Genomic DNA, 24,872 nt, shown 5'->3' on the forward strand with positions numbered 1-24,872 from the left:
GCCAGCCGGGACCCCGGCAGGGACTGTCGGGACCGGCTGCGACAATGGATGACAGCGCCCGAGCGAACGCCCGCACGCCCGACTCTTGGACCCACAAGGAGCACACATGGCGGACAAATACCACCACGGAAACTCTCCCGCCGCCTGGATCGCCGTCCTGATCATCTTCGTCGGCACGGGCGTCAGCAGCGCCTACACGATCATGGCCCAGCCGCTCGGCGTGCTGGCCGGCCTCGTGATCGTCGCGCTCGGTGGCGTCGCCGGCCTGGTGCTCAAGGCGATGGGCTTCGGCCAGCAGCAGGTGCCCGCCGACCAGGCGCACGGCGCCAAGGCCAAGGTCAGGGCCGGCTCGGCCGCGCCGGCCACCGTCACCGTCGGCGCCGACCAGGCCGGCGACTCCGACGCCGAGGCGGAGCAGGCCACCGTCAGCGGCTGACGTCTCGCTCGGGCCGCACCCGAGGCCGTACCGATTGCGGGGTGGGCGGGGCGCCCTGAAGCTGGGCGTGTGCCACCTCCCCGCGCCCAGGGCGCCAGTCCGCTCGTCTTGGCCGCCGCGGCCGGCGCCCTCTGCGCCGGCGCGGTCCTCGTCGCCCCCGCGGCGCTTCTGCCGCACCCGGCCTGCCCGGTGCCGGCGCTCACCGGGCTCCACTGCCCAGGCTGCGGCGGGCTGCGTTGCGCCGCGGCCCTCGCTCACGGAGACCTCGGCGCCGCGCTCGGCGCCAACGCGCTCGTGGTGGCCGCGCTCGCCGTGCTGGCGCTGTTCCTCGCCCTCCGGCTGACGTCGGCCCTCCGCCGCCGCCCCCCGCCGGCCCCGCCTCCCCGTGTCGTCGCCTGGGGCCTCGGCGGCGCCACCCTCGCCTTCACGGTGCTCCGCAACCTGCCGATCGGCGCCGCGCTGGCCCCCTGACCAGGCGAAGTGTCGGACCCGTCCGATATGTGGGACAACGCCCGGGCGGATGCGAAACCTCTGCCCACCGCCGGATACCATCGGTGTGATTGCTCCCCCAGGACGGTGGTCCGGGATTCCCAAACCGACAGGAAGGGGCCGGTCGCGTGAGTGTCCTCGACGAGATCATCGAAGGAGTCCGCGCCGATCTTGCCGAGCGGCAGGCGCGGGTAAGCCTCGACGAGCTCAAGGAAACCGCGGCGAAGGCCCCACAGGCCAAGGACGGGGTGGCGGCCCTCAAGGGCGAAGGCGTCTCCGTGATCTGCGAGGTCAAGCGCTCCAGCCCGTCCAAGGGCGCGCTGGCCGCGATCGCCGACCCGGCCGGCCTGGCCGCCGACTACGAGTCGGGCGGCGCGGCGGCCATCTCCGTGCTCACCGAGCAGCGCCGCTTCGGCGGCTCCCTCGACGACCTCGCCGCCGTCCGGTCCCGGGTGGACATCCCGGTGCTCCGCAAGGACTTCATCGTCACCTCCTACCAGCTGTGGGAGGCGCGCGCCCACGGTGCCGACCTGGTGCTGCTGATCGTCGCCGCGCTCGACCAGCCGGCGCTGGTCTCCCTGGTCGAGCGGGCCGAGTCCATCGGCCTCACGCCGCTGGTCGAGGCCCACGACGAGGACGAGGCGGCGCGCGCCGTCGACGCCGGGGCGCGCATCATCGGGGTCAACGCCAGGAACCTCAAGACGCTCGAGGTCGACCGCGGCACGTTCGCCCGGGTCGCGCCCGAGATCCCGGACCACATCGTCACGGTGGCCGAGTCCGGCGTGCGCGGCCCGCACGACCTGATCGCCTACGCGAACGAGGGCGCCGACGCCGTGCTGGTCGGCGAGTCCCTGGTGACCGGTCGCGACCCGCGAAGCGCGGTCGCCGACCTGGTCGCCGCCGGCACCCACCCCGCGCTGCGGCACGGCCGCTGATGCGGGGCGCTGCCGCGGGCTCGACCGCGGGCGGAGGCGGCGGAGCCGCCACGCCCGGGCGGTCGCCCGCGCCGGCGCCCCGGCGGGACGGCTCCCTCGGTCTCGGCCGGCCGGGCGAGGTGCCGCGGAGCGGCATGGCCGCCGACCACGGCCCGCGCGGCGAGGAGCCGCAGGGCTGCTGCGCAGGCTGTGCTGGTCGCGCCTTGCTTGGTGAGACGGCGCTGGCCGGCGCGGGCCGTGGCCGGCCACGGCCCGCGCCGCAGGGTAGCGGCCTGGCTGTCGGCCACGGCCCGCGCGGCGAGGCCCCGCGGGGCCGCTGTGCAGGCTGTGGCGGTCGCGCCTTGCTTGGTGAGACGGCGCTGGCCGGCGCGGGCCGTGGCCGGCCACGGCCCGCGCCGCAGGGTAGCGGCGGCGACGACGGGTTCTCTGAGGTGCCGTCGGGCCGCGGCGAGTCCGCCGGCCACGGCTCGCCGTGCCTCGCTCCGCGGGGCGAGGTGCCGAGCGGCCCGGGTGCCGGGCCGGCGAGTGGGCTCGACCGTGGTGGCTTCGTGATGACCGCCGGCGTCCGGGAGACGGCGCCGCCGTCCCGTGACCCGGGTCGTGGGCGTCGGCCCCGAGGCTGCCGGGCGCCCGCCCGGCGCGTGCTGGGGCGTCGTGTTCGTTACCACATCGGCTGCGAGCCGGGCCAGGTCAACGGCCGCCGATGGCCGGCGGCCTGACCGGCGAAGCCGGGCCGTCGTCGCTCACCGGACGTTTCGGCGGGTGACCATACCGGGCCCGTCCGTCACGTCAGGACCTCACCTGACCATCAGAACCGACGTCCGGTAGCACCGGCCCACGCCGGCCCGGCCGGCATCGGCCGCGCTCCCCGCAGGACCCCGGTCGCTGAGCCCGTTCGCCCGAGCGACGCCCAGCGCTGTCCCGACGGCCTGCGGGCGACTGGCCGCCGACCGGACCGGACCGGACCTGCGTGCGGTATCGGCCCGCGCCCGGTCTCGTCGTCGATCTCCTCGTTCTCGATCTCGTTCTCGTTCCTGATCTCGATCCATTCGGAAGGCAAGGCAACGAACCGTATGTCTGACTTCGAGTCCGCAGCGACCACCCGGTCCGCGGCGGAGTACTTCTTTCCCGACCATGAAGGGCCCGTGCCCAACGCCACCGGGTACTTCGGGGCGTTCGGCGGCATCTTCGTGCCCGAGGCGTTGCGCGCCGCCGTGGAGGAGGTGGCGGTCGAGTACGAGAAGGCGAAGGCCGATCCCGCCTTCGCCGCCGAACTCGACCGGCTGCTCACGCACTACACCGGCCGGCCGAGCCCGTTGACCGAGGTGCCGCGGTTCGCGGCCGAGGCCGGCGGGGCGCGGGTGTTCCTCAAGCGTGAGGACCTGAACCACACCGGTTCCCACAAGATCAACAACGTGCTCGGCCAGGCGCTGCTCACCCGCCGGATGGGCAAGACCCGCGTCATCGCCGAGACCGGCGCCGGCCAGCACGGCGTGGCCACCGCGACCGCCTGCGCCCTGTTCGGCCTCGAGTGCACCATCTACATGGGGGAGATCGACACCCAGCGGCAGGCGCTCAACGTCGCCAGGATGCGGATGCTCGGCGCCGAGGTGATCCCGGTGAAGTCCGGCAGCCGCACCCTCAAGGACGCCATCAACGAGGCGTTCCGCGACTGGGTCGCCAACGTCGACCACACCCACTACCTGTTCGGCACGGTCGCCGGGCCGCACCCCTTCCCGGCACTCGTGCGCGACTTCCACCGCGTGATCGGCGTCGAGGCACGCCGCCAGATCCAGGAGGAGGCCGGCCGGCTGCCCGACGCCGTCGTGGCCTGCGTCGGCGGCGGGTCGAACGCGATCGGCCTGTTCCACGCGTTCATCCCCGACGAGGGCGTGCGTCTGGTCGGCTGCGAGGCGGCCGGCCACGGCGTCGAGTCTGGCGAGCACGCCGCCACCCTCACGGTCGGCGAGCCCGGCATCCTGCACGGCTCACGGTCCTACGTCCTCCAGGACGACGAGGGCCAGATCACCGAGCCGTACTCGATCTCGGCCGGCCTCGACTACCCGGGGATCGGCCCCGAGCACGCCTACCTCAAGGACAGCGGCCGCGGCGAGTACCGGCCGGTGACCGACGACGAGGCGATGCGGGCGCTGCTGCTGCTGTCCCGCACCGAGGGCATCATCCCGGCCATCGAGAGCGCCCACGCGCTCGCCGGCGCCCTGGAGGTCGGCCGCGAGCTCGGCCCGGAGGGACTCGTCGTCGTCAACCTCTCGGGCCGCGGCGACAAGGACATGGACACCGCCGCCCGATACTTCGGGTTCTACGACGAGCAGTCCGACGGGCAGTCCGACAAACAGGCCGGCGAGCAGGCCGGCGACAAGGCCGAGGAGGGCGACAAGTGAGTGGCAACGCGGCGGCGCTGAGCGCCGTGCTGGCGGCGGCCAAGGCGGCCGACCGGGCCGCGCTGATCGGCTACTTCCCGGCCGGTTTCCCCACCGTCGACGGCGGCGTCCGCGCCGTCACCGCCATGGTGGAGGGCGGCTGCGACGTCATCGAGATCGGCCTGCCGCACAGCGACCCGGTCCTCGACGGCCCCGTCATCCAGACCGCCGACGACATCGCGCTGCGCGGCGGCATCCGGATCGCCGGCGTGCTGCGCACCGTCCGCGAGGTCCACGCGGCCACCGGCGTGCCGGTGCTGGTCATGACCTACTGGAACCCGGTCGACCGGTACGGGCCCGAGCGGTTCGCCGCCGAGCTGGCCGAGGCGGGCGGCGCCGGCTGCATCCTGCCCGACCTGCCGGTCGAGGAGTCGGACGCCTGGCGGAAGGCGGCCGAACAGCACGGCCTGGCCACGGTGTTCGTGGTCGCCCCCAGCAGCAGGGACGCGCGGCTCGCCACCATCACGGCGGCGGGCAGCGGCTTCGTCTACGCCGCCTCCCTGATGGGAGTCACCGGCACCCGCGAGTCCGTCAGCCACGACGCGGCGGAGCTGGTGCGCCGCACCAGGGCCACCACCGAACTGCCCGTCTGCGTCGGGCTCGGCGTGTCCAGCGGCCGGCAGGCGGCCGAGGTGGCGGCGTTCGCGGACGGCGTGATCGTGGGCACCGCCTTCGTCAAGCCGCTGCTGGAGCACGACGACGAGGCCACCGCCCTGGCCAGGGTCAGGGAACTCGCCGCCGAACTCGCCGCCGGGGTACGGCGCACGGGCTGACCGCCCGTTCACCGGAACGCGGTCGCGGCGCCTGGGCCGGGCCGCGTTCCGGTAAAGTCGTGGGCCATGGGGACCGACGGGACCGCGGAAGACATACCGTGGCAGCCGCCCACGGCGGTGGAACAGGGCCTGTACGAGGCCGGTTCCAAGGGGGACTGGCCCGCGTTCTTCTCCGTCCTGGCCGGCACCGACCTGTTCTTCCCGATGTCCCAGGAGATGGCCGACGCCGTCCCCGAAGGCCTGCGCTTCAGCACCTTCAAGGACCCCCAGGTCGACGGGCTCTGCGTGGCCGTCTTCACCCGCGGCATGCTGCCGCCGCCGGCCGACGGGCGGATCTTCGAACGCGGCGACCTCGCCGGCCTCGCCAAGTCCTGGCCCAGACCCGTCCGTTGGCTGGCGGTCAACCCCGGCACCCCCGTCGAGACCTTCCTCCCAGCCGAGGCCAAGCGCTGGCGCAAGTACGCCAGGAACGCCACTCAGGAGAGCCAGCTCAAGACGCTGTGGACCGGGCACCGCTCCGGCCCGCTGGCGCACGGCATGGCGTGCGGCGCGCTGCTCTTCGTCAACAACGGCTCCCTCTGGAACCACCTCGGCTGGCAGAACGGCGGCTACCGCGAGGAGCGGGAACTGCTCCGCACCTGGTGGGGGGTGTCGGGGCGCGGCGACTGGCAGAAGATCCAGGAGCGGCTGCTGCGCGGCGAGGTCATCTCGCCCGCCTGGGAGTTCGTGCTGCGGGTGCGGCAGGCGCTGATCCAGGAGTACGGCCCGACGCCCGGCGCCGTGCGGTGGCGCGAGACGGCCGAGCGGGTGCTCGTCTCGCGGACCGCCGAGGTGGTCGACCAGACCGGCCGGCCGCCCGAGTTCGACCTCGACGCCGACATCGCCCTGGTGCAGGAGCTGATCGGCCGGGTGCTGCGCTACGAGGCGCGGTTCAGGGCCGACGGCCTACTCGCCGCCGAGGACTGCGTGCGCTCGGTGCTCGCCTGGGACTTCGGGCGCGCCTCCTGCATGGCGCGCTGGGGGCTCGGCGCTCGCTACTGCGAACTTCCCGAGACCGAGCGGGCGGTGCTGCGCGCCGGCTCCGCCGCCCGCCAGGCGTACCGCTCCTGGTCCGACTTCGCCGCCGGCTACATCCTCGGCCGCTGCCTGCACTTCGACAGCGAGGAGTTCGGCGACTGGTACACGGAGATGGTCGCCGCGCACCGTCTGCTGTCCACGGACCAGGACAGCCCCTGGCTGAGCGTGTCGTGGGAGCAGTCCGCGGCCGACCGCTCGGAGCACTGACGGGGCTTCGCGCCGACCGACTGGCCCGCTGGGCGTGTCCTGACCGGGCGCGGTTCGTTGGCTCAGGGCGTGAGCCAGAGAAATCGTGACGGAAAGCAGAGTGCCCGCGAGCGGATCAGGCGGGCGCGGGAGCGGGAGCGCACCTCGGAGCGTCGGGTGCGCGGTGCCAAGATGGCCGGCGTGTCGTTGGTGATCCTCGCGGCGGCGGCCGGGGTGGGGATCGTCGCGGCGAACAACGGAGACAGCTCCAGCGACGCCACGAACGCCGAGCCGATCACCGTGGGCCCCTCGGACGCGCCGGCGACGCTGACCGTCTACGAGGACTTCCGCTGCCCGGCCTGCGGCCAGTTCGAGGACAACTTCCGCACCACCATCAACGAGCTGACGGACGCGGGCAAGCTGCGCGTGGAGTACCACCTGGTCAGCATCATCGACGGCAACGTCGGCGGCGAAGGCTCCAAGCGCGCCGCCAACGCCGCCGCCTGCGCGCGCGACGAGGACCGCTTCCCGCAGTACCACGACGTGCTCTTCGAGAACCAGCCGGCCGAGCAGGACGACGCCTTCGCCGACACGTCGCACCTGATCAACCTCGCCAAGGACGTCGAGGGCCTCGACTCGGACGCGTTCCGCTCCTGCGTCCAGGACGGCACCCACGACGGCTGGGTCAGCGACTCGAACGCGGCCTTCCTGAACTCGAAGTACAACGCCACCCCGACGATCCTGCTGAACGGCGAGAGCGTCTACGGCGACTCCGCCAACCCGCTGACGCCCGACAGCCTCCGCGACCGGGTGAACGACCTGGCGGACGCCTGACCGTCGGTACCCGCCTCGTGGCGCCGCGTGACGCGTTGATCCTTCCGGGAGCCCCGGTGGCCCCCGGAAGGACCCGCGGATTACCCCATGGGCGCCGGGCAGGGTAGCGTCGGGGACACCATGGAGATCCTTGCCTCGATTCCCAGTCCCGGCGAAAGCGAGATCCACCTCGGACCGCTGCCGCTGCGCGGATATGCGCTGTGCATCATCATCGGCGTCTTCCTGGCCATCTGGCTCGGTGGCAGGCGCTGGGTCGCCCGAGGCGGGAAGCCGGGGACCGTCGCCGACATCGCCGTCTGGGCCGTGCCCTTCGGCCTGGTCGGCGCGCGGCTCTACCACGTGATCACCGACTACCAGCTCTACTTCGGCGACGGCCGCGACTGGGTCGACTCGTTCCGCATCTGGGACGGCGGCATCGGCATCTGGGGCGCCATCGCGGGTGGCGCGCTGGGCGCCTGGATCGCCTGCCGGCGCCGCGGCATCGCGCTGCCGCCGATGGCCGACGCCCTCGCGCCCGGCATCGCGTTCGCACAGGCGATCGGTCGCTGGGGCAACTGGTTCAACCAGGAGCTCTACGGCCGCGCCACCGACGTGCCGTGGGCGGTGGAGATCGACAACGGCCTCGACCAGGGCACCTTCCACCCGACCTTCCTCTACGAGTCGCTGTGGTGCGTCGGCGTCGGCGTGCTGGTGATCTGGGCCGACCGCCGCTTCCGCCTCGGCCACGGGCGCGCCTTCGCGGTCTACGTCGCGGGCTACACGGCGGGCCGCTTCTGGATCGAGTACCTGCGGATCGACGAGGCGCACGAGTTCCTCGGCCTGCGGCTCAACAACTGGACCGCCCTGATCGTCTTCGCGGCGGCCATCGTCTACCTGGTGCTCTCCGCGCGCCGCAGCCCGGGCCGTGAGGAGAACGTCGAGCCGGACGCCGATGCTCAGGCCGCGGAGGCCGAGACCGGCGAGACCACCCCCGAGGCCGGCGCGGCCACCGCCGAGGCCGGGGAGAAGGCCACGGAGGCGGACGCCGAGGCCCCCGAGAAGCCGGCCAAGGCGAAGGCACAAGGCGACGACGCCGCCGACACGAAGCCGGGCGACGAGGACGCCAAGGCCCCGGCGACCTGATCCCCGCCGCTTTCCCCCCACCCATCCTTTCCGGCGGCCCGCGCCTCGCGCGGGCCGCCGCCGTTTGCGCCAGCCAACGTTCGAAAGCCGCAGGTCACGGCGGTTAGTACGTCCTGCCTTGCTAGCCCGCGCAGCCGTTCGGTGTCAGGCTGGGGCCGATCCGTAGCCGAGGGAAGCAGGGCGGCACCGTCATGTCCGCAGAGGCGCACCACAGCCACCGCGACGTCACCGGGGGGTGGCTTCGCCCGTCCGTGTTCGGGGCGATGGACGGTCTGGTGTCCAATCTGGGGCTGATCAGCGGCGTGGCCGGCAGTTCCGCGTCCTCGCACGCCATCGCCGTCGCCGGGATGGCGGGGCTCGCCGCCGGGGCGTTCTCCATGGCGGCGGGGGAGTACACCTCGGTGGCCTCGCAGCGGGAGCTGGTGCTGGCCGAGATCGACGTCGAACGGCGCGAGCTGAGCCGGCATCCCTCGGACGAGCTGGCCGAGCTGACCGAGGTCTACGTGCGGCGGGGCGTCGAGCCCGAGCTGGCCAGGGAGGTGGCCAGGCAGCTGTCCGTCGACCCGGAGCAGGCGCTGGAGATCCACGCCCGCGAGGAGCTCGGCGTGGGCCCCGCCGACCTGCCGTCACCCGGCGTGGCCGCGGTGTCGTCGTTCGGTTCGTTCGCGGTCGGGGCGCTGCTGCCGCTGCTGCCCTACCTGCTGGGCGCCGCCAGCCTGTGGCCGGCCGCCGTGATCGCCCTGGTCGGGCTGTTCCTCTGCGGGGCCGTGGTGTCGCGGGTGACCGCCAGGTCGTGGTGGTACGGCGGCCTGCGGCAGCTCCTGCTCGGCGCCGGGGCGGCCGGGCTCACCTACGCCCTGGGCGCGCTGCTCGGCACCTCGCTGGGGTGACGGCGGCCGGTCGGCGCGATGCCGTGATGCCGGGAATAAGCTTGACCCGCATGGGTGCTATGTCCGCTGAGCGCGTTTTGGGTGAGCTTTGTTTCTGGCGGGTTTCAGTTGTTTGACGGCGGGCATGTGTCCCGCATCGACGAGCAGCGGTGCACCCGTCGACCCCGAAGTGCTTTGGGCGGTCCTGTCCGCCATTTCCGGCGCGGCCAAGTGGAGCTAAGTCCGTATCGTGGACAGTGCTATCCGCTTCCCGGGAACCGGGACATCGTGTAACCTGCACGAAATTTCGCGTATGCCAGGGCCAGCGTCGTCCCTAGGAACCAGCTACAAACCAAGACGACGACGGGAGAGCCGATGCGTTCTGCGTCCCATCCGGTAGCGCAGGGGATGTATGACCCGCGTAACGAGCATGACGCCTGTGGTGTCGGCTTCGTCGCCACTCTGACCGGTGAGGCCAGCCACGAGCTGGTCGACCAGGCGCTCACCGTCCTGCGAAACCTGGAGCACCGTGGGGCCACCGGCTCCGACCCGGACACCGGCGACGGCGCCGGCATCCTCATCCAGATCCCGGACGCCTTCCTCCGCGAGAGCGTCCCGTTCGCCCTGCCCGAGCGCGGCGCCTACGCCGTCGGCATCGGCTTCCTGCCCGCCGCCGAGGCGGCGGCCGCCGAGGCCGTCGCCCGGATCGAGGCCGTCGCCGCCGAGGAGGGCCTGACCGTCCTCGGCTGGCGCGACGTGCCGACCGCCCCCGCGCTGCTCGGCGCCGCGGCCCGCGAGACGATGCCCGCCTTCCGGCAGCTGTTCGTCGCCGACGCGGCGGGCGAGAAGACCGGCCTGGCGCTCGACCGGGCCGTCTTCGTGCTGCGCAAGCGCGCCGAGCGCGAGGTCGGGGTGTACTTCCCCTCGCTCTCCGCCAGGACCGTCGTCTACAAGGGGATGCTCACCACCGGCCAGCTGGAGCCGTTCTTCCCCGACCTCTCCGACCGCCGGCTGGCCAGCGCGATCGCCCTGGTGCACTCCCGGTTCTCCACCAACACCTTCCCGAGCTGGCCGCTCGCCCACCCCTACCGGTTCGTCGCCCACAACGGCGAGATCAACACCGTCCGCGGCAACCGCAACTGGATGCGGGCCAGGGAGTCGCAGCTGGCCAGCGACCTCTTCGGAGGAGGGAGCGCGGACCTGGAGCGGATCTTCCCGATCTGCACCCCGGACGCCTCCGACTCGGCCACCTTCGACGAGGTCCTGGAGCTGCTGCACCTCGGCGGCCGCTCGCTGCCGCACGCCGTGCTGATGATGGTCCCCGAGGCCTGGGAGAACCACGCCTCCATGGACCCGGCCAGGCGAGCCTTCTACCAGTACCACTCCACGATCATGGAGCCCTGGGACGGCCCGGCCTGCGTCACCTTCACCGACGGCGTCCAGGTCGGCGCGGTCCTCGACCGCAACGGCCTGCGCCCGGGCCGCTACTGGGTCACCGACGACGGCTTCGTCGTGCTCTCCTCCGAGGTCGGCGTCCTCGACATCGACCCGGCCAGGGTGGTCCGCAAGGGCCGCCTGCAGCCCGGCCGGATGTTCCTCGTCGACACCGCCGAGCACCGGATCATCGAGGACGACGAGATCAAGGAGCGGCTCGCCGCCGAGCACCCCTACGGCGATTGGCTGGAGGCCGGCCTCATCGATCTGGCCGACCTGCCGGAGCGCGAGCACGTCGTGCACACCCACGCCTCCGTCACCCGCCGCCAGCAGACCTTCGGCTACACCGAGGAGGAGCTGCGGGTGCTGCTCGCCCCCATGGCGGGCAGCGGCGCCGAGCCGATCGGCTCGATGGGCACCGACACCCCGATCGCCGCGCTCTCCGACCGGCCGCGGCTGATCTTCGACTACTTCACCCAGCTGTTCGCGCAGGTCACCAACCCGCCGCTGGACGCCATCCGCGAGGAGCTCGTCACCTCCCTCTACTCCTCGCTCGGCCCGCAGGCCAACCTGCTCGAGCCCACCGCCGCCTCCTGTCGCAGCGTCACGCTCCCCTTCCCGGTGATCGACAACGACGAGCTGGCCAAGCTCATCCACGTCAACGCCGACGGCGACCTGCCCGGGTTCTCCGCCGCCACCCTCTCCGGCCTCTACCGGGTCGGCGGCGGTGGCCAGGCGCTCGCCGACCGGCTCGCCGCCATCTGCGCCGAGGCCGACGCGGCCATCGCCGACGGCGCCCGGATCATCGTGCTCTCCGACCGGCACTCCGACGCCGAGCACGCCCCGATCCCCTCGCTGCTGCTCACCTCCGCGGTCCACCACCACCTGATCCGCACCAAGCAGCGCACCCAGGTCGGGCTGCTGATCGAGGCCGGCGACGTCCGCGAGGTGCACCATGTCGCGCTGCTCGTCGGCTACGGCGCCGCCGCCGTCAACCCCTACCTGGCCATGGAGTCCGTCGAGGACCTGGTCGCCCGCGGCACCTACCTGCCGGACGTCGAGCCGCAGGTCGCCATCCGCAACCTGATCAAGGCGCTCGGCAAGGGCGTCCTCAAGGTGATGTCCAAGATGGGCATCTCCACCGTCGCCTCCTACCGTGGCGCGCAGGTCTTCGAGGCCGTCGGCCTCGACGAGTCGTTCGTCGACACCTACTTCCACGGCACCACCACCAAGATCGGCGGCGCCGGTCTCGACGTCGTCGCCCGCGAGGTCGCGGCCCGGCACGCCAAGGCGTACCCCGCCTCCGGCGTGGCCCCGGCCCACCGCGACCTGGAGATCGGCGGCGAGTACCAGTGGCGGCGCGAGGGCGAGCCGCACCTGTTCGACCCCGAGACGGTCTTCCGGCTCCAGCACTCCACCCGTGAGCGCCGCTACGACGTCTTCCGCCAGTACACCGGGCGGGTGAACGAGCAGTCCGAGCGGCTGATGACGCTGCGCGGCCTGTTCCGGCTGCGGGACGGCGAGCGCCAGCCCGTGCCGCTCGACGAGGTCGAGCCGGTCAGCGAGATCGTCAGGCGGTTCTCCACCGGCGCGATGAGCTACGGCTCCATCTCGCAGGAGGCCCACGAGACGCTGGCCATCGCCATGAACCGGCTGGGCGCCAAGTCCAACACCGGCGAGGGCGGCGAGGACTCGGAGCGTCTTGTCGACCCGACCCGGCGCAGCGCCATCAAGCAGGTCGCCTCCGGCCGGTTCGGCGTCACCAGCGAGTACCTGGTCAACGCGGACGACATCCAGATCAAGATGGCCCAGGGCGCCAAGCCGGGCGAGGGCGGCCAGCTGCCTGGCCACAAGGTCTACCCGTGGGTGGCGAAGACCCGGCACTCGACGCCCGGCGTCGGCCTGATCTCCCCGCCCCCGCACCACGACATCTACTCGATCGAGGATCTGGCCCAGCTGATCCACGACCTGAAGAACGCCAACCCGGCCGCCAGGATCCACGTGAAGCTGGTCTCCGAGGTCGGCGTCGGCACCGTCGCCGCCGGCGTCTCCAAGGCCCACGCCGACGTCGTGCTCATCTCGGGACACGACGGCGGCACCGGCGCCTCCCCGCTCACCTCCCTCAAGCACGCCGGCGGCCCCTGGGAGCTCGGCCTCGCCGAGACCCAGCAGACGCTGCTGCTCAACGGGCTGCGCGACCGGATCGTGGTGCAGACCGACGGTCAGCTCAAGACCGGCCGCGACGTGCTGATCGCCGCGCTGCTGGGCGCCGAGGAGTTCGGCTTCGCCACCGCGCCGCTCGTCGTCTCCGGCTGCGTCCTCATGCGGGTGTGTCACCTGGACACCTGTCCGGTCGGCATCGCCACCCAGAACCCGGTGCTGCGCGAGCGGTTCGCCGGCAAGCCCGAGTTCGTGGTGAACTTCTTCGAGTTCATCGCCGAGGAGGTCCGCGAACTCCTGGCCGAGCTGGGCTTCCGCACCCTGGAGGAGGCCGTCGGCCACGCCGAGCTGCTCGACGTGTCCCGCGCGGTCGACCACTGGAAGGCCCAGGGCCTCGACCTGGCGCCGCTGCTCCATGTGCCGGCGCTGCCCGAGGGCGCCGCCAGGCACCACACCATCGCCCAGGACCACGGCCTGGCCAAGGCCCTGGACAACGAGCTGATCAGGCTCTCCGCCGACGCGCTCTCCGCCGACACCGTGGAGGCCGCCCAGCCGGTGCGGGCCCAGCTCGCCATCCGCAACATCAACCGCACCGTCGGCACCATGCTGGGCCACGAGGTGACCAAGAGGTTCGGCGGCGGGGGCCTCCCCGACGACACCATCGACATCACCTTCACCGGCTCCGCCGGACAGTCCTTCGGCGCGTTCCTGCCGCGCGGCGTCACGCTGCGCCTGGAGGGCGACGCCAACGACTACGTCGGCAAGGGCCTCTCAGGCGGCCGCCTCGTCGTCCGCCCGGACCGCGGCGCCGACCACCTGCCCGAGTTCTCCACCATCGCCGGCAACACCATCGGCTACGGCGCCACCGGCGGCGAGGTCTACCTGCGCGGCCGGGTCGGCGAGCGGTTCTGCGTGCGCAACTCCGGCGCCACCGTGGTCGCCGAGGGCGTCGGCGACCACGGCTGCGAGTACATGACCGGCGGCCGCGCCGTGGTGCTCGGCGCCACCGGCCGCAACTTCGCGGCCGGCATGTCGGGCGGCGTCGCCTACGTCGTCGACCTCGACCACGACCAGGTCAACCCCGGCATGGTCGCCATAGAGGAGCTCGACCAGGCCGACCGCGACTGGCTGCACGAGGTGGTGCGCCGCCACGCCGAGGAGACCGGGTCCACCGTCGCCGACGCGCTGCTCAAGGACTGGGACAACGCCGTCGCCCGGTTCAGCAAGATCATGCCCACCACCTACAAGGCCGTGCTCGCCGCCAAGGACGCCGCCGAGCGGGCCGGGCTCTCCGAGTCCGAGACCCACGAGAAGATGATGGAGGCGGCGTCCCATGGCTGACCCGAAGGGCTTCCTTTCCACCGAGCGCGAGATCGCCACGTCCCGCCCCGTCGAGGAGCGCGTCAGGGACTGGAACGAGGTCTACGTCCCCGGCTCGCTGCTGCCCATCATCAGCAAGCAGGCCGGCCGCTGCATGGACTGCGGCGTCCCCTTCTGTCACAACGGCTGTCCGCTCGGCAACCTGATCCCGGAGTGGAACGACTACGCCTACCGGGGCGACTGGACGGCGGCCAGCGAGCGGCTGCACGCCACCAACAACTTCCCGGAGTTCACCGGGCGGCTGTGCCCGGCGCCGTGCGAGTCCGCCTGTGTGCTCGGCATCAACCGGCCGGCGGTGACCATCAAGAACGTCGAGGTCACCATCATCGACAAGGCATGGGAGGCCGGCGCCGTCACCCCGCAGCCGCCGCAGCGGCTCTCCGGCAAGACGGTCGCCGTCATCGGCTCTGGCCCCTCGGGCCTGGCCGCCGCCCAGCAGCTCACCAGGGCCGGGCACACCGTCGCCGTCTACGAGCGCGCCGACCGGATCGGCGGCCTGCTGCGGTACGGCATCCCCGAGTTCAAGATGGAGAAGCGGCACGTCAACCGGCGCATCGAGCAGATGCGCGCCGAGGGCACCAAGTTCCGCACCGGCGTGGAGATCGGCCGCGACATCGACGCGACCGCGCTGCGCCGGCGCTACGACGCGGTCGTCATCGCCGCCGGCGCCACCACCCCGCGCGACCTGCCGGTGCCGGGCCGCGAGCTCAACGGCGTCCACCAGGCCATGGAGTACCTGCCGCTGTCCAACAAGGTCCAGGAGGGCGACTTCATCACCGCGCCCATCACGGCCGAGGGCAAGCACGTCGTGGTCATCGGCGGCGGCGACACCGGCGCCGACTGCGTCGGCACGGCCCACCGGCAGGGCGCGGCGTCCGTCACCCAGCTGGAGATCATGCCGCGGCCGAGCGAGGCCAGGCCCGGGCACCAGCCGTGGCCGACGTTCCCCATGACCTACAAGGTCACCTCGGCCCACGAGGAGGGCGGCGAGCGGGTCTACGCCGTCTCCACCACCCACTTCGAGGGCGACGAGGACGGCAACGTCCAGTGGCTCCACCTGGTCGAGGTGGAGTTCGTCGACGGCAGGCTGGAGCAGAAGCCGGGCACCGAGCGGCGCATCCCGGCGCAGCTGGTCACCCTCGCCATGGGCTTCACCGGCACCGACCGGGAGAACGGCCTCGTCGAGCAGTTCGGCCTCGACCTCGACGCGCGCGGCAACATCGCGCGGGACGCCGAGTACGCGACGAACGTCCCCGGCGTCTTCGTGGCCGGCGACGCCGGCCGCGGCCAGTCGCTGATCGTCTGGGCCATCGCCGAGGGCCGCGCGGCGGCGCGCGGCGTGGACCGCCACCTGACGGGCGAGTCCACCCTGCCGTACCCGGTGCGGCCGACGGACCGGGCGCTCGCCGCGTGACGGCCTGACGGCCTGAGCTTCTCGACCGTCCTTCCACCCCAGGCTCCGGGCGGGTGCCGGCAACGGCGCCGGCCACCCGCCCGGTTCGCGAGTCGTTCCGTACAGCGTCGTACGGACACCGCCGACGCCCGCCCTCCCCGACCGAAGGGCGGGCGTCGCCGCGTTCTCCCCCACCCACCCCCACGGTCCGGCGCCGCCTTCGGCCCCCGGGCCGCGGGGTCCCACCGCGCGGAGCGCGAAAAGGGGCGGGTGGGTGGGGAGAAAACACCAGCCGAGCCGGCACGGCGCCAGAGGTCCAGTCCACAAACGGTGCCGTTCCGTGATCCGCGGGCCTGGATCGCGTGATGTGGGCGCTGTCACAATCGACCCTCAGCCGGCCGAAGATCGAGTGCGCTTCAGGAGGGGTCTGGTCATGGTGCGAACTCCCGGGGGTGCGTCCCCCCAACCGCGTGGCAGGCGTCTCGACCGTCGATTCCTCGCCGGGGCGGCCGCGTTGTCGCTCGGGTTGTTGACCGCCTGCGGCGGCGGGGACGACGACGGGGACGGGTCGGGCGAGGGCACGACCATCGAGCTGTGGATCATGGAGGGCACCAACCCGGACGCCGATCCCTATGTCGAGGCACTCCAGGCCGCGTTCGAGGAACGGACCGGCGCCACGCTCGACGTGCAGTTCATCCAGTGGGCCGACGCCCACGACCGGATCACCACCGCCATGGCCGGCGGTGAGCTGCCCGACGTGGCGGAGATCGGCAGCACCTGGGCGCCCGAGTTCGGCGCGGCCGGGGCGCTCACCGACATCGCCGGGCAGATCGAGGAGAGCGGGCTCGCCGACGACCTGGTGCCCGCCCTTGAGGAGGCGGCCACGGTGGACGGCGCCGTCTACGGCATGCCGTGGTACGCCGGCACCAGGTCGCTGATGTACCGGGCCGACGTCTTCGCCGAGCACGACCTGCAACCCCCCACCACCTGGGAGGAGTTGCGTGAGGTGGGGCTCCAGCTCAAGGAGCTGGAGCCGGACATGATCCCGTTCCCCGTCATCGGTGGCGGCGAGTACAGCGTGGACGCGTTCATCTGGGGCGCCGGCGGTCAGATAGCCGAGCAGGGCTCGGACGGGCAGTGGGCCTCCACCATCAACGCGCCGGAGGCCGTCGAGGGCATCGAGTTCTACACCTCGCTCGCCACCGAGGACCAGCTGTCGGTGGCCGCGGCCAGCACCTGGCTGGAGACCGACCAGCTGGAGAGCTTCCAGAACGGCGAGGCCGCCATGGTCATCAACGGCAACTGGACCGTCAACACCCTGATCGCCGACGACGCCTCCTGGGCCGACCGGATCGGCGTCGTGCCCCTGCCGGGACAGGAGAGCGGCTTCAGCCCGTCCTTCGTCGGCGGCTCGCTGCTCGGCGACTTCAGCAGCGACGAGCCGGAACTCGCCTGGCAGCTCATCGAGTTGATGACCACCGGCGACCTCGCCACCCAGTGGGCCGACGCCTCGGGCTACTTCCCGGGGCAGCAGTCCCTGTTGGAGGCCGTGCAGCAGGAACAGGACCCGCTGGTCGCCCCGTTCGCCCAGCAGATGGGCGAGGCCGGCGCCAGCGTGCCGGTGACCGAGGCGTACGGCGCCATCCAGGGCGAGCAGCTGATCCCGCAGATGCTCCAGTCGATCCTCTCCGGTGACAAGAGCGTTCAGCAGGCGGCCGACGACGCCGCGGCGGCCATGGACCAGACCTTTGGCGGCTGAGCTCACCAGGAAGGACCCCGAGCGGGCGCCGGCCAAGGCCGGCGCCTCCGCGGGCCCGCGCGCCGCCGCGGCCCGGCGCGCGGCCCGGCTGCGCGCTCTCCGCCCCTGGCTGCTTCTCGCGCCCGCCCTCGCGGTCCTGGCCGTCCTGCTGTTCTGGCCGCTGGTCCGGGTCGTGCTGCTCTCGTTCCAGGACTACGGCCTCCGCCAGATCAACACCGGCGAGAGCAACTACACCGGCCTCGACAACTACCGCGAGATCCTCGGCGACTCGTTCCTCTGGCGGACGGTGCTGCCCAACACCGTGCTGTTCGCCGTGGTCTGCGTGCTGGCCACCGTCGTCGTCGGCACCCTCGTCGCGCTGCTCCTGCAACGCCTCGGCCGCTTCTGGCGGATCACCTGCTCCAGCGTGATCATGATGGCCTGGGCGATGCCGGCCGTCACCGGCACCTACGTGTGGGTCTGGATCTTCGACCCGCTCAACGGCGTCGTCAGCGGCGGCCTCGACGGCCTGGGCGCGATCGAACCCCGGGAGACCAACTGGTTCACCGACCGCTGGTCGTTCTACGCCATCGCCGCGCTCAACGTCGTCCACCACGGCTTCCCCTTCGTGGCCGTCACCGTCTACGCGGCGCTGCTCACCATCCCGCGGGAGCTGCCTGAGGCCGCCCTGATGGACGGCGCCAACGCCTGGCAGCGGTTCTGGAACGTCACCGTCCCCACCATCAGGCCCGTCTTCCTCGTCGTCACCATCCTGTCGACCATCTGGGACTTCAAGGTCTTCGCCCAGATCTACCTGATGCCGGGCGGCGCGGGATCCAACCCGGAGGTGCTCAACCTCGGCGTCTGGTCCTACATCCAGTCCTTCAGCCGCAACGAGTACGGCATGGGCTCCGCCATCGCGGTGCTGCTGACACTGCTGCTCCTCGGCATCACCGTGGCCTACGTCAGGGCGCTGTCCAACGAGAGGGACGACCTGTGAACCGCACCTCGACGGCCGGGCGGTTCTGGCTCGGCGTGGCCGTCGCCGCGCTCCTCTGCTTCACGCTGTTCCCCGTCTACTGGATGATCTCCTCGGCCTTCGACCCCGGCGCCGACCACCGCGGATCCGCCGTCCTGCCCTCCGGGTTCACCCTCGACCACTTCCGCTACGTCTTCGACACGGGGGAGTTCGGCCAGTACCTCGCCAACTCCGCCATCGTCGGCGTCGGGACCGTGCTGCTCTCCGGGGCGCTCGCGCTGTTCGCCGCCATCGCCGTGGCCCGCTTCCAGTTCCGGCTGCGCACCAAGATCCTGGTGATGATCCTGGTCGTGCAGATGGTGCCGCTCGAAGCGCTGGTGATCCCGCTCTTCCTCCAGATGCGCAGCCTGGAACTCCTCAACAGCCTCCTCGGACTGACCATCGTCTACCTGGCGTTCTCGCTGCCGTTCGCCATCTGGACGCTGCGGGGCTTCGTCGCCACCATCCCGAAGGAGATCGAGGAGGCCGCCTACCTGGACGGCTGCGGCTGGTGGCGGATGTTCTTCAGCGTGCTGCTGCCGCTCGTCGCCCCGGGGCTCGTCGCCACCAGCATCTTCGCGTTCATCGTGGCCTGGAACGAGTTCGTCTTCGCGTTCGTCTTCATGCAGGACGACGGCAAGTACACGGCGGCGGTCGGGCTGCACCGCTTCTTCGGCCAGTACAGCACCGACTGGGGCGCCGTCATGGCCGGCTCCACCCTGATCACCCTGCCGGTGCTGGTGTTCTTCGTCCTCGTGCAGCGCCGCCTCGCCGGCGGCCTGGCGGCCGGCGCCATCCGCTGACCCGGCCGGGGCGCCGAGCCGCTCAGGCACCGGCCGGCGCGGACGCCTGCCAGGCGGTGAACAGCGGCACCGAGCCCTCGCCGTCCAACACGACGACGCCGAACGGGCGGTCGAACGCCAGCTCGTGGATCCTGGCCGGTCGCGGCGCGGCGCCCGGCGCCATCGGCACCACCGTGACGGCCGCCGCCCGCACGCCCTCCTCGGCCAGCGCCACCACGCACTCCTGCGCGACCTCGCCGACGCTCAGCCGCTCGGGCGACAGCACGGAGAAGTCCGCGAGCCCCGACGTCGCGCGCCGCACCCCGAGGGCCGAGAGGTGCGGAAGCACCTCGAGCCGGGAGCGCAGCGTCAGCCGCGGCAGCAGCACCCGCACCCGGTCCGCCGCCATCCCGGCGCGCGCCCCCGGCGCGGCCCACGCCGCGGGCAACACCGACTCGGCCGGCGCGCCGGGCGCGCCCAGCACGCAGCGCACCACCGCGGGCCGTTCCCCGCCGGCCCCCACCGCGCAGCGCAACTGCACCACGTCGACCGGCCCACCGTCGCCGCCGGCCACCCGCCAGGCGTCCGCGGGCGAGACGAACGTCCGCATGGTCGGCACCTCGTGCCGCCGCCCGCCGGCGTCGGTGAACGGCGCCCGGCGGGTCGCGGCCGGCGCGAACGGCGACTCCCAACGGGCCCTGAACGCCAGCACGTTCACCAGCACCAGCAGCACGTCGGGCGACAGCGTCACCGGCAGCCGCTCGATCATCCCGCCGCTGGCCGCCCGCACCCAGTCGTCGATCGCCGTCGCGGCGCCCGGGCCCAACTGCCCGAAGCCGATGTCGGGCAACGACTCGCGGTACGCGCGGTAGAGCGGCGTCCTGGCCCAGACGCCCGTCACGGTCGAAAGACCGGCGCAGCGTCCGAGATCCCGCGCCACCTCCGTCGCGGCCGCCGCCGCCTCCTCACCGGCCACCCCCAGCAGGTCGCGCAGCTCCACCGCCGTCCCACCCGCCGCGCCGCCCGCCACGGCGGTCAGCGCCAGCCAAAGACCGGCCGGCGAGCACACGAAGTCCCCGCCGGCCCGCCGTATCGTCCCGTCGGCCGCCACCCGCGCCAACCAGCGCCCGGCCAGCCGCCGTATCGCCTCGTCGTGCGACGCCGCCGTCCCCGCCTCCGCCATCGTCCGCGCTCAACCCTGCCCGTAGCACAGGCAGAACGGCTTCCCGGCCGGGTCCGCGTACACCCGGAACCCGCTCCGCTCCCCACCGCTGTCGTGCAGCAGCGTGGCGCCGAGCGCCAGCACCCGCTCCTGCGCCGCCGCCAGGTCCTCGATCCGCGGCACGTCGAAGTCCAGGTGGAACTGCTGGGGGTACTCCGGGTCCGGCCAACGCGGCGGCCGGTACTCGCCGTGCACCCGCTGGAAGGCGAACCTGGCGCCGGTCGGCGGCACCAGCAACACCCAGTCCCGGTCCGAGTCGTCCACCTCACCGCCCAGGATCTCCCGGTAGAAGCCCGCCAGGGCCGCCGGTTCTGGACAGTCGATCACCGTGCACTGCAGAGTCGCGATCATCCCCGCAGCATAGGCTTGACGGCATGAACAGCAGCAGCACCGAGCTCGACGAGAGCGTGCGCGCGGAGCTGTCCGCGCTGCGCGACAGCATCGACAACATCGACGCCGCCGTGGTCCACATGCTCGCCGAACGCTTCAAGTGCACCCAGCGCGTCGGCCGGCTCAAGGCCGACCACCGGCTCCCCGCCGCCGACCCGGACCGCGAGGCCCGGCAGATCGCCAGGCTCCGCGAACTCGCCGAGAACGCCAAGCTCGACCCCGCCTTCGCCGAGAAGCTGCTCAACTTCGTGATCGCCGAGGTCATCAGGCACCACGAGACCATCGCCAGGGGCACCGCCGACGACCACGACCCGGAACCGACCTGACCGACCCGCCCCCACCGACCCCGCCCCTGGCCGCCCGACCAGCCGGAACCGCGGGCAAAAGGGCCTGCGGCGCCACCGGCCGTGCGGCAGCATGACCCCATGGCGACACCCACCGGGACCACCTCCCTCACCCGCATCGAAGCCGAGTCGCGTGCGGCGCTGCTCGACGTCCACCACTACGCGGTCGACCTCGACTTCGGCCGGGCGGTCGACGGCGCCGACACCTTCCCCTCGACCACCCGGATCCGGTTCACCGCGCGCCGGCCCGGCGACACCTTCGTCGAACTGCGGCCCACCGCTCTCCACGAGGCCACCCTCGACGGGCACCCGCTCGACCCCGCCACCCTCGTCGCCGGGCGGCTCCCGCTGCGCGCCCTCACCGCCGGCGAGCACGAGCTGCTCGTCCGCGCCGACATGCCCTACTCTCGCACCGGCGAAGGCGTCCACCGCTTCACCGACCCCGAGGACGGCCTCACCTACCTCTACAGCATGTGCTGCATGACCGAGGGGCCCCTCGTCTTCGCCGCCTTCGACCAGCCCGACCTCAAGGCCGCCTTCGACGTCACCGTCACCGCGCCCGTCGGCTGGACCGTGCTCGGCAACGGCATCGCCACCGAGGAGAGCCCGGGGCGCTGGCGCTGCGCCACCACCCCGCCGATCGCCACCTACTTCATGGCCGTCGCCGCCGGCCCCTACCACTCGGTCCGCACCGAGCACGCGGGACTGCCCTTCGGCATCCACACCCGGCGCTCCCTCGCCGCCCACCTCGACAAGGACGCCGAGGAGATCCTCGACATCACCCGCCGCTGCTTCGACCGCTACCACGAGATCTTCGCCGAGCCCTACCCGTTCGACTCCTACGACCAGGCGTTCGTCCCCGAGTTCAACGCCGGCGCCATGGAGAACCCCGGCCTCGTCACCTTCCGCGACGAGTACGTGTACCGCTCCGCCGTCACCGACACCCAGCGCGAGGTGCGCGGCGTCGTCATCGCCCACGAGATGGCCCACATGTGGTTCGGCGACCTCGTCACCCTCCGCTGGTGGGACGACACCTGGCTCAACGAGTCGTTCGCCGAGTTCATGGGCTACCAGGTCCTCACCGAGGCCACCGACTTCCGGCCCTGGACCGAGTTCGCCATCACCCGCAAGTCCTGGGGCTACGACGCCGACCAGCGCCCCTCCACCCACCCCGTGGCCCCGGCCCCGGACGCCGTCCCCGACACCGCCTCCGCCTGGACCAACTTCGACGGCATCTCCTACGCCAAGGGCGCCTCCGCCCTCCGCCAACTCGTCACCTGGCTCGGCGAGGACGCCTTCCTCGCCGGCATCAACACCCACTTCGCCCGCCACCGCTTCGGCAACGCCACCCTCGCCGACTTCATCGACGCCATGGCGGAGGCGTCGGGCCGCCCCGTCCACGAGTGGGCCGACGCCTGGCTGCGCACCACGGGACCCGACACCCTCACCCCCGAGCTGGACACCACGGGCGACGCCTGGCGGCTCACCCTCCACCACACCGGCGGCCGCCCGCACCGGCTCCGCCTCGGCGCCTACGACGCCACCGACGGCCGGGGGCTGGCCCCGCGCGGCGCGGCCGTCGAGGTCGAACTGCCCGCCGACGAGGCCACCACCGTCCACGAACAGCCGGGCACCCGTCCCGACCTGCTCATCGTCAACGACGGCGACCTCAGCTACGCCAAGGTCCGCCTCGACCCCGACTCCTGGGACACCGCGCGGCGCGCCCTCGGCGGCCTCCCCGACCCGCTCAGCCGCACGGTGGTGTGGAACGCCGCCCGCGACATGGTCCGCGACGGCGAACTCGCCCCCGACGCCTACCTCGACGCCGCCCGCCGGCACCTCCCTGGCGAGTCGGCCACCGCCCTGCTCGAAGGCGTCATCGGCTTCGCCAGGCACCAGATCGCCGACCAGTACCTGCCCGCCGAGCGCCGCGCAGCCGCCCTCCAGGTGCTGACCGAACTCGCCCACGACATCCTCGGCCGCACCGCCGACGGCACCGACCCCACCCGCCGGCTGATCGCCGTCCGCACCGCCATCGACGCCGCCACCGCCTCCGACACCCTCCGGGCCTGGTGGGCCGCGGGATCCGTGCCCGGCGGCCCGGAGCTCGACCCCGAGCTGCGCTGGCAACTCCTGCACCGGCTCGCCGTGCTCGGCGCCACCGACCAGGCCGAGATCGACGCCGAGGCCCGCCGCGACCCGTCCGCCACCGGCGAGGAGGGCGCCGCCCGCTGCCGCGCCGCACTCCCCGAGCCGGCGGCCAAGGCGGCCGCCTGGGAGGCCATGTTCGACCCGGCGGACCGGCTCTCCAACTACCTGTTCATCGCCACCGCCCAGGGCTTCTGGCACCCCGAACAGCGGGCGCTGCTCGCCGACTACGTGCCGCGCTACTACGCCGACGCCGCCGCCATGGCCGCCCGCCGCGGCCACTCGCTGGCCGTCGCGGCCGGCCGGCACGCCTTCCCCCGCGTCCTCGCCGAGGACCGCACCCTGCGCCTGGGCGAGGCCGCGCTGCGCGACACCGAGCTCACCACGGCGATGCGCCGCGCGCTCGCGGACCAACTCGACGACCTGCGGCGCGCGTTGGCGGCCCGGGAGCGGCGGGCGGACGACGTCGGCTAGCTCGTCACCGCCAGATGGGTCCTGCGGTGGCGCGGCGTCTCGACCTCGTCGAGCAGCGCCACCGCCAGGTCCCGATAGCTGATCAGGTCGCCCAGGTCCCCGTGGGCCGCCACCCGGTAGCGCCCGGACCGCGCGCCCTCCTCGTCGAACAGCCCCGACGGGCTCAGATACAGCCAGTCCACGTCCTCGCCCTCGGCCCGCAGCATCTCGAGACCCGCCCCGTGGGCCCGGCAGAACGGCAGCGACTCCGGCGGCAGCACGGGGGATTCGAGCAACGGCACGCCCGCCGCGTCCGGCAGCAGCGTCGCCAGGCCCACCACGACGAGCCGCCGTGCCCCCGCCGCCCGCGTCGCGCCGAGCAGCGCCCGCGTCGATGCCGCGAAGAACGCGTCGGGATCGGTGCCCGCCCCATAGACGACGGCCGCCGACACCACCGCCTCGTGCCCCGCGACGAGTTCCGCCACCCGCGCCGCGTCCGTGACGTCCCCGGCCACCACCCGCACGCCCTCGCCGGACAGCTCCGGATACCGCGCCGGATCCCGCACCACGGCCGTCACGCCGTGCCCACGCCGCCGCGCCTCCGCGACGACCACCCGGCCGGCCCGTCCGCCGGCCCCGAAAACCACCATCTCGCTCATGCCGCCGACCGTAGCGACCACCCCGGTATCTCCCGGGATACCCGCCGCGCGGCTACCGTGGCGGGCATGAGGGAGCCGCTGCCGCCCGACCTGTTCGAAGAGCTGTGCCCGTCCGGCTACGTGCCGATCCGCTTCGCCGACAAATGGGCCGGACTCATCCTCGCCTGCCTCAGGACCGGGCCCCGCCGCTACTCGGAACTCCGGGTGCCGCTCGCCCGCGTCACGCCCCGGGTCCTCAGCCGGACCCTCCGCAACCTGGAGCGCGACGGGCTCGTGACCCGCACCGTCGGCCGGCGGCCGGCCAGCGTCGAGTACGCACTCACCCCGCTCGGCCGCGGCCTGCTGGAGGTCTACGCCACCGTCTGCGGCTGGACCGCCCGGCACTGGGACGAACTCCTCGACGCCCGCGAGCGGTACGACGCCGCCCACCCCCAGGCCGCGGCCCGGTAGCGGTGGGGAACGAACCGCCGCGAGGCCCCGTCCCCCCTTCGGGGGAATGACGTGGGAAAGCCGGGACTTCGCCCGTCGGCCGGGGCGTACCTTGTGGCCGTTCCCCGTGGCCACCGACCGCGCAGCGCGGCACCGCCAC

20 protein-coding genes are annotated in these 24,872 nt (G+C 73.0%); 17 read left to right on the plus strand and 3 right to left on the minus strand.

Translation table 11 applies throughout. From position 1 onward, the window contains the following. Positions 1-106: 106 nt before the first annotated feature. From ACYVPE_RS01570 to ACYVPE_RS01635, 14 genes are all read left to right on the plus strand, one after another. Positions 107-436, plus strand: coding sequence for an HGxxPAAW family protein (locus tag ACYVPE_RS01570; RefSeq protein WP_461031500.1), 330 nt, complete (start codon positions 107-109; stop codon positions 434-436). 69 nt (positions 437-505) lie between these two features. Further along, positions 506-907 (plus strand): DUF2752 domain-containing protein, encoded by a 402-nt coding sequence (locus ACYVPE_RS01575; protein ID WP_461031501.1) that lies wholly within the window; start codon positions 506-508, stop codon positions 905-907. Positions 908-1,053: 146 nt separating this feature from the next. Continuing rightward, entirely contained in the window at positions 1,054-1,860 is an 807-nt protein-coding gene (gene trpC / locus ACYVPE_RS01580) for an indole-3-glycerol phosphate synthase TrpC (RefSeq protein WP_461031502.1), read from the plus strand. 1,073 nt (positions 1,861-2,933) lie between these two features. Further along, positions 2,934-4,262: a tryptophan synthase subunit beta gene (gene trpB, locus ACYVPE_RS01585; RefSeq protein ID WP_461031503.1), complete on the plus strand. Its 1,329-nt coding sequence runs from the start codon at positions 2,934-2,936 to the stop codon at positions 4,260-4,262. Then, positions 4,259-5,074, plus strand: a complete 816-nt coding sequence (trpA, locus tag ACYVPE_RS01590) for a tryptophan synthase subunit alpha (RefSeq protein ID WP_461031504.1) — start codon at positions 4,259-4,261, stop codon at positions 5,072-5,074. The genes trpB and trpA overlap by 4 nt, the downstream gene beginning before the upstream one ends. 66 nt (positions 5,075-5,140) lie before the next feature. After that, on the plus strand, positions 5,141-6,358 hold the full coding sequence (locus ACYVPE_RS01595) for a DUF1266 domain-containing protein (RefSeq protein ID WP_461031505.1): 1,218 nt from the start codon (positions 5,141-5,143) through the stop codon (positions 6,356-6,358). A 69-nt stretch (positions 6,359-6,427) separates the two neighbouring features. After that, positions 6,428-7,171: a DsbA family protein gene (locus tag ACYVPE_RS01600; RefSeq protein WP_461031506.1), complete on the plus strand. Its 744-nt coding sequence runs from the start codon at positions 6,428-6,430 to the stop codon at positions 7,169-7,171. Between the two features lie 120 nt (positions 7,172-7,291). Beyond that, entirely contained in the window at positions 7,292-8,293 is a 1,002-nt protein-coding gene (gene lgt / locus ACYVPE_RS01605; protein WP_461031507.1) for a prolipoprotein diacylglyceryl transferase, read from the plus strand. Positions 8,294-8,484: 191 nt separating this feature from the next. Further along, positions 8,485-9,183: a VIT1/CCC1 transporter family protein gene (locus ACYVPE_RS01610; RefSeq protein WP_461031508.1), complete on the plus strand. Its 699-nt coding sequence runs from the start codon at positions 8,485-8,487 to the stop codon at positions 9,181-9,183. A 354-nt stretch (positions 9,184-9,537) separates the two neighbouring features. Further along, positions 9,538-14,097 carry a glutamate synthase large subunit gene (gltB, locus tag ACYVPE_RS01615; RefSeq protein WP_461031509.1) on the plus strand — a complete coding sequence of 1,520 codons (4,560 nt, stop codon included), beginning with the start codon at positions 9,538-9,540 and terminating at the stop codon, positions 14,095-14,097. Then, on the plus strand, positions 14,090-15,550 hold the full coding sequence (locus ACYVPE_RS01620; RefSeq protein ID WP_461031510.1) for a glutamate synthase subunit beta: 1,461 nt from the start codon (positions 14,090-14,092) through the stop codon (positions 15,548-15,550). Before gltB ends, ACYVPE_RS01620 begins: the two co-directional genes overlap by 8 nt. A 412-nt stretch (positions 15,551-15,962) precedes the next feature. Then, positions 15,963-17,288 (plus strand): extracellular solute-binding protein, encoded by a 1,326-nt coding sequence (locus tag ACYVPE_RS01625; RefSeq protein WP_461031511.1) that lies wholly within the window; start codon positions 15,963-15,965, stop codon positions 17,286-17,288. Continuing rightward, on the plus strand, positions 17,278-18,267 hold the full coding sequence (locus ACYVPE_RS01630) for a carbohydrate ABC transporter permease (RefSeq protein ID WP_461031512.1): 990 nt from the start codon (positions 17,278-17,280) through the stop codon (positions 18,265-18,267). The genes ACYVPE_RS01625 and ACYVPE_RS01630 overlap by 11 nt, the downstream gene beginning before the upstream one ends. Beyond that, positions 18,264-19,088 carry a carbohydrate ABC transporter permease gene (locus ACYVPE_RS01635; protein ID WP_461031513.1) on the plus strand — a complete coding sequence of 275 codons (825 nt, stop codon included), beginning with the start codon at positions 18,264-18,266 and terminating at the stop codon, positions 19,086-19,088. The genes ACYVPE_RS01630 and ACYVPE_RS01635 overlap by 4 nt, the downstream gene beginning before the upstream one ends. 22 nt (positions 19,089-19,110) lie before the next feature. On the opposite strand, the gene ACYVPE_RS01640 is transcribed toward ACYVPE_RS01635, so the two are convergent. Both ACYVPE_RS01640 and ACYVPE_RS01645 read right to left on the minus strand, forming a co-directional pair. Further along, positions 19,111-20,250: a serpin family protein gene (locus tag ACYVPE_RS01640; RefSeq protein ID WP_461031514.1), complete on the minus strand. Its 1,140-nt coding sequence runs from the start codon at positions 20,248-20,250 to the stop codon at positions 19,111-19,113. A 9-nt stretch (positions 20,251-20,259) separates the two neighbouring features. Further along, positions 20,260-20,640 (minus strand): VOC family protein, encoded by a 381-nt coding sequence (locus ACYVPE_RS01645; RefSeq protein ID WP_461031515.1) that lies wholly within the window; start codon positions 20,638-20,640, stop codon positions 20,260-20,262. Positions 20,641-20,663: 23 nt separating this feature from the next. Between ACYVPE_RS01645 and ACYVPE_RS01650 the strand changes: the two genes are divergently transcribed. Beyond that, positions 20,664-21,005 carry a chorismate mutase gene (locus tag ACYVPE_RS01650; protein WP_461031516.1) on the plus strand — a complete coding sequence of 114 codons (342 nt, stop codon included), beginning with the start codon at positions 20,664-20,666 and terminating at the stop codon, positions 21,003-21,005. 99 nt (positions 21,006-21,104) lie between these two features. Next, the gene (pepN, locus tag ACYVPE_RS01655) at positions 21,105-23,645 is read left to right on the plus strand and encodes an aminopeptidase N (RefSeq protein WP_461031517.1); all 2,541 of its coding nucleotides are present in this window, start codon (positions 21,105-21,107) and stop codon (positions 23,643-23,645) included. Here the strand turns inward: pepN and ACYVPE_RS01660 are convergent. Further along, a complete protein-coding gene (locus tag ACYVPE_RS01660) occupies positions 23,642-24,283 on the minus strand; it encodes an NAD(P)-dependent oxidoreductase (protein ID WP_461031518.1) in 642 nt (213 codons plus the stop codon). The genes pepN and ACYVPE_RS01660 overlap by 4 nt on opposite strands. A 66-nt stretch (positions 24,284-24,349) precedes the next feature. Here ACYVPE_RS01660 and ACYVPE_RS01665 point away from each other — a divergent pair, with 66 nt between their 5' ends. Beyond that, positions 24,350-24,733 (plus strand): winged helix-turn-helix transcriptional regulator, encoded by a 384-nt coding sequence (locus tag ACYVPE_RS01665; RefSeq protein WP_461031519.1) that lies wholly within the window; start codon positions 24,350-24,352, stop codon positions 24,731-24,733. Positions 24,734-24,872: the final 139 nt, after the last annotated feature.

It is taken from the genome of Streptomyces mayteni, assembly GCF_054783955.1.